The organism is Halorubrum tibetense (assembly GCF_042661865.1).
In the GTDB taxonomy this organism is placed as follows: domain Archaea; phylum Halobacteriota; class Halobacteria; order Halobacteriales; family Haloferacaceae; genus Halorubrum; species Halorubrum tibetense.
Window position 1 is genome coordinate 1 of record NZ_JBHSWW010000692.1, and the last position, 555, is coordinate 555.

The 555-nt window shown below is 42.3% G+C and carries 1 protein-coding gene; it reads left to right on the forward strand.

Annotated elements, in window-relative coordinates; translation table 11 throughout:
- The coding region (locus ACFQEU_RS17785; protein ID WP_379784315.1) for a HAMP domain-containing protein at nucleotides 1–555 on the forward strand (555 nt) is incomplete at both ends.

The following is a 555-nucleotide window of genomic DNA, read 5'->3' on the forward strand; positions in this document are numbered from 1 at the left end:
ATTACTTTCAGCACAGGGTTGGCTTAATCGCTGGGTGAGTTTGACTGATGCGGACGCGTCTGATATTCAATTTTTACTGTCGGTTTCCTCTGATCAGTTAACTGCAAGTTTCGATCAGCTGGAAACACGAATGTTGACCATTGCCGCTATTGCCTTAGTGTTGGTATTGGCCGCTATATTTTATATCTCAATGGGTATTACCAAGCCCATTGCAGAGTTAGCAAATTCTGCCGAGCGAATGACTAGGGGCGATTATTCAGAACCAATTACTTTGCGTAGTAAGGATGAATTTGGTGTATTAGCTACAAGTTTGAATGGCATGCAAACTGCCATCAAAGAGCGCGAAGAAAAAATTAGCTATCAGGCTGGGCACGATCTCGAAACTGGCTTGATGAACCGCGATATGATTCGACGACAACTCGATATTTGGTTTAATCAAGAGTCGGAATTCTCGGTAATCCTGCTTAGCATTGAAAATATTCAGCGATTAAGTGATCTTTATGGGGTGTCATACATTCAACAATTTTTACCGGAAATTGGTCAGCGTCTAACGGC